General features: G+C 45.6%; 2 protein-coding genes. One reads left to right on the forward strand and one right to left on the reverse strand.

Annotated features, from left to right (window positions below; genetic code table 11):
- Positions 1–136: 136 nt before the first annotated feature.
- Positions 137–2,143 carry an exoribonuclease II gene (gene rnb / locus AB4496_RS23005; protein ID WP_009844794.1) on the reverse strand — a complete coding sequence of 669 codons (2,007 nt, stop codon included), beginning with the start codon at positions 2,141–2,143 and terminating at the stop codon, positions 137–139.
- Positions 2,144–2,451: 308 nt separating this feature from the next.
- Between rnb and AB4496_RS23010 the strand changes: the two genes are divergently transcribed.
- A complete protein-coding gene (locus AB4496_RS23010; RefSeq protein ID WP_032554996.1) occupies positions 2,452–4,533 on the forward strand; it encodes a DEAD/DEAH box helicase in 2,082 nt (693 codons plus the stop codon).
- Positions 4,534–4,637: the final 104 nt, after the last annotated feature.

Raw genomic sequence — 4,637 nt, forward strand, 5'->3', positions numbered from 1 at the left:
GAGTGACCGTGATTGATGGCATAGTGAGCTTCTTTGGCGTTGTAGATTAATTGCTTTTTTTAGTATTGTTTAAGCATGAGACATTTACAAAAAAGGCGCTAATAATTAGCGCCTTTAGAAGTAAACCTATCAGAAATTAGGCTTCGGTTTCATTTGTCGTTTCAGGCCCGCTAGGCAAGTCCGCAAAAACTTGTGTAGGTTTTGCTACCAAGTTACGGTTTTCCTGATTAACTTCTGAGAGAACTACTTCTAAAACGTCTCCCAGTTTGTATACCATTTCTTTATCGATAGATACAGTACCCATATCACCGTTGCACTCTATTCTCTCTTTATTATCAAGAATGAGAGAGCCAGGGATAAACGCCGCTGCACCATTGTCAAGTAGGCGTACACGCATACCTGCGCGGTTAATATCGAAAATCTCTGCTTGGAAACGAGTTTCTTCAACTGGAGCGTTCGCTAGAGTACGAGCATACAACCAATCGCCAACGTTACGTTCAGCCATACCGTGGTGACGGCGGTGCAGGGCAAGTTCATCACCAATGGTTTCGTCTGGTGTTTGAATTGGCGCTTTACCTAGGATGTGTGCTTTAAGCATGCGGTGGTTAATCATGTCACCGTATTTACGAATTGGAGAAGTCCAAGTTGCGTAAATGTCTAATCCCATTGCGTAGTGCGGCGCAGGTTCATTGCTGATCTCGCTGTATGCTTGGAATTTACGAATACGGTTGTCGTAGTAGCTGTTGTCTAAAGAACCTAACCAACGACGCAGAGTAGCAAAACCTTCCAGAGAAACGATCTGCTCTTCTGTAAACGGCGTCTCTGCTTCTGGGTTAACCAGCTCCAGAACGTCTGTTAATTTCTCAGCTTTAAAACCAGAGTGACAGTTAAAGACACCTTGGTTAAAGCTTTCTTTTAATACTCGACCTGCACAGATGTTCGCGCTGATCATAGACTCTTCAACCAACTTGTTTGCGCTACGACGCATGTCCGCGTGGATAGCGACAACATCGTTGTCTTCGCTAAGTTCAAAGCGGTAGTCAGGACGATCTGGGAACACAACAGCATTGGCTGAGCGCCATGCTGAACGCGCTTGTGCGAATTGGTGAAGATCAGAAACAATTGCAGCAATCTCTTCTGACGGTTGCCATTTCTCTGATGCACCTGTTTCTAGCCAGTCTGATACGTGGTCGTAAGCAAGACGAGCGTGAGATTTTATGTTTGCAGCGAAGAAGTTAATGTCATCACCGATAACACCATCTTTAGATACCGTTACTGTGCAGCAAAGTGCCGGGCGAACTTCGTTCTCTATGAGTGAACATAAGTTGTCAGCTAGATCGCGAGGCAACATTGGGATGTTACGACCAGGCAGGTAAATAGTGAAACCACGCTCGCGAGCCACTTTATCCATTTCATCATCTGGAGAGATGTAAGCGGTAGGATCAGCAATTGCGATAGTCAGTTCGAAATCACCGTTCTCTTTCTTCTTAGCGTAAAGCGCATCGTCCATATCTTTTGTGCTTTCGCCATCGATAGTCACAAAAGGGACGTGAGTCATGTCTACACGTTCAAGATCAGCGTCGTCTTTGATCTGCCAGTCGTCGATGCCTTCAGGTTCGCTGTTTGGTAGGTCATTTTGCGCTAGCGTTACCCACCAAGGCGCGATTTTGTCATCAGCGTCTGTGATTTTCTCAGAGATCTGAGCTAAGAAGCCGTTGTCACCTTTTAACGGGTGTTGAACGATATGAGCAACAACCCAGTCGCCTTCTTTAAGCGTTTCAGGGTTCAAACCCTTCTGTGCTTTCGCTTTAAGCTGCAGTTTTTTCAGTTGCGGGTGATCTGGAACAACGTTCAATCGACCTTTGAAAAGCTTAACTCGTGCAATAAAGCGAGTAAGACCCTGTTCAATCAACTCCTCTGGCTCTGCAACTTCGCGCTCTTTCTCTGTGCGAATGATGGCAATCACCTTGTCACCGTGCACACATTTTTTCATGTACGGCGGTGGGATGAAGAAGCTAGTTTTGCTATCGACTTCGAGAAAACCAAACCCTTTTTCAGTGGCTTTGATCGTACCTTCCTTTTTAGGGAGGGTTTCTTGGATTTGCTGTTTGAGTTGAGCGAGTAGAGGATTATCTTGAAACATTTGACTTTTATCTATCGAGGACAATTGAGCACACTATAATCATTGCGAGGCTTGATTACTACTTAAAGGCGAAGTGAGCGTAAATTAATTGCCCTCTTATTTAACTAGGTCAATTTGCTAGAAGTTTGGTGCTGTGACGAGATATTCATCAAGTTTTGACGATATGATAGCCAGTGTTGATGTAAAACCGAAAAATATGTGATGTATTTCAATTTTTTCTGGCTTTTTTTATGCATTTAAGGAATAATCCGCCTCCCTTAGACGTCCCTAATGGCTTGAAGTGTTTTATTACTGCTTCGTAACTCTGAATGGAATCAGTATCTGATTGGATCAGTATTGGAATTGATAGAGCTCCCGGGACCTTTTGTTTACTTATATATAGTGGGATCCCAATGTCCGAATCTGTAATTCAATTTAATGAATTAGCCCTAAACGAAAACATTCTTTCAGCTCTTGATAGCATGGGTTTCGTTTCTCCGACTCCAATCCAAGCAGCAGCTATTCCTCTTCTTCTTGAAGGCCGTGACGCACTAGGTAAAGCACAGACTGGTACTGGTAAAACAGCAGCATTCTCTCTGCCTTTACTTAACAAAATCAACCTGAACCAACATAAACCACAAGCAATCATCATGGCTCCTACTCGTGAGCTAGCGATTCAAGTTGCTGCGGAAATCAAAAACCTAGGCCGTGATATCAAAGGTCTTAAAGTTCTTGAAATCTACGGCGGCGCTTCAATTGTTGACCAAATGCGCGCTCTAAGCCGCGGTGCTCACATTGTTGTTGGTACTCCAGGTCGTGTTAAAGACTTACTAACTCGTGACCGTCTACACCTAGATGAAGCGCACACATTTGTTCTTGATGAAGCAGATGAAATGCTAAAAATGGGTTTCGTAGATGACGTTACTTGGATCCTAGAGCAAGCTCCAGAATCTGCACAACGTGTACTTTTCTCTGCGACTATGCCTCCAATGGTTAAAACTATTGTTGACCGTTACCTACGTAACCCGGCTAAAGTTGATGTTGCTGGTACTAACCACACAGTTGACAAAGTAGCGCAGAACTACTGGGTTGTTAAAGGCGTAGAAAAAGACGAAGCAATGTCTCGTCTTCTTGAAACTGAAGAAACTGACGCGTCAATCGTATTCGTACGTACTCGTCAAGACACTGAGCGTCTAGCTGATTGGCTATCTGCACGTGGCTTCAAAGCTGCTGCACTGCACGGTGATATTCCTCAGTCTCTACGTGAGCGCACTGTTGATCACATCAAACAAGGTGTTATCGATATCCTAGTTGCAACTGACGTTGTAGCACGTGGTCTTGATGTTCCACGTATCACTCACGTATTCAACTACGACATCCCATTTGATGTTGAATCTTACATCCACCGTATTGGTCGTACTGGCCGTGCTGGACGTAAAGGTAAAGCGATCCTACTAGTTCGTACTAACCAAATTCGTATGCTTCGCACTATCGAGCGTGTAACTAAGTCTCAAATGGAAGAAATCCAACTTCCACAACGTGACGAAGTTGCTGCTGCACGTGTTGCTAAGCTTGGTGCTGAGCTTGAAACTGAGAAAGAGAGCAAAGCTCTAGAAAACTTCGCAGGTTTAATCTCTACACTACAAGAATCTCTAGAAGTTGATGCTGCTACTCTAGCTGCAATGCTTCTTAAGCGTCAGCAAGGTAAGAGCCCTCTATTCTACGTTGGCGAAGACCCAATGATCGCTGCTATTGAGCGTGATAAGAACCGTCGCAAAGAGCGTCGTGAAGATCGTGACAATGGCCGTGACGGTGGTGGTCGTAACTTCAATACTCAAGATTGGGATACATACCAACTACAAGTTGGCCGTGAGCAAGGCGTTCAGGTTAAAGACATCGTTGGCGCACTAGCAAACGAACTAGGCCTAACTAAAGGTTCTATCGGTGCTATCAAGCTAGACCAAGGTTCTACTTACGTTCAACTGCCAAAAGCAATGAACTCTGAAACTGCTGGTAAGCTAAGCAAACTTCGCATTCGTCAAAAAGAAGCTGGCGCTGTAGTTGTTGATTTCAATGACTTCCGTGAGCCTCGTCGTGGCGGCGGCGGTCGTGATGGCAACCGTGGCGGCGGTCGTGGCGGTCGTGATGGTGGCGGCTACCGTGGTAACCGTGAAGGCGGTAATCGCGAAGGTGGTAACCGTGAAGGTGGCAATGGCGGTCGTGGTGGCTACCGTGGCAACCGTGACGGCGCACGTGATGGTAACTCTGCTGGTGGTCGTGATGGCGAACGTCGCTTTGACCGTAACCGTGGTGGCGATCACCGTGGTAACCACCGTGGCGAACGTGGCCATGGCAACGCAGCAGGCAATGGCGGCAACCGCGGTCGTCGTCCAGAGCGCAACGAAGGTTAATCAACCTTTAGTTTAAGTGGAACTTACAAGCCAAGTGCTTATAGGTGAATAGCTTAAACAGTGAATTTAAAAGCCGAGCATAATGCTCTAATGCCGATCGTTTA

The sequence above is a fragment of the Vibrio sp. 10N.222.46.A1 genome (assembly GCF_041473595.1).
Classification (GTDB): Bacteria; Pseudomonadota; Gammaproteobacteria; order Enterobacterales; family Vibrionaceae; genus Vibrio; species Vibrio tasmaniensis_A.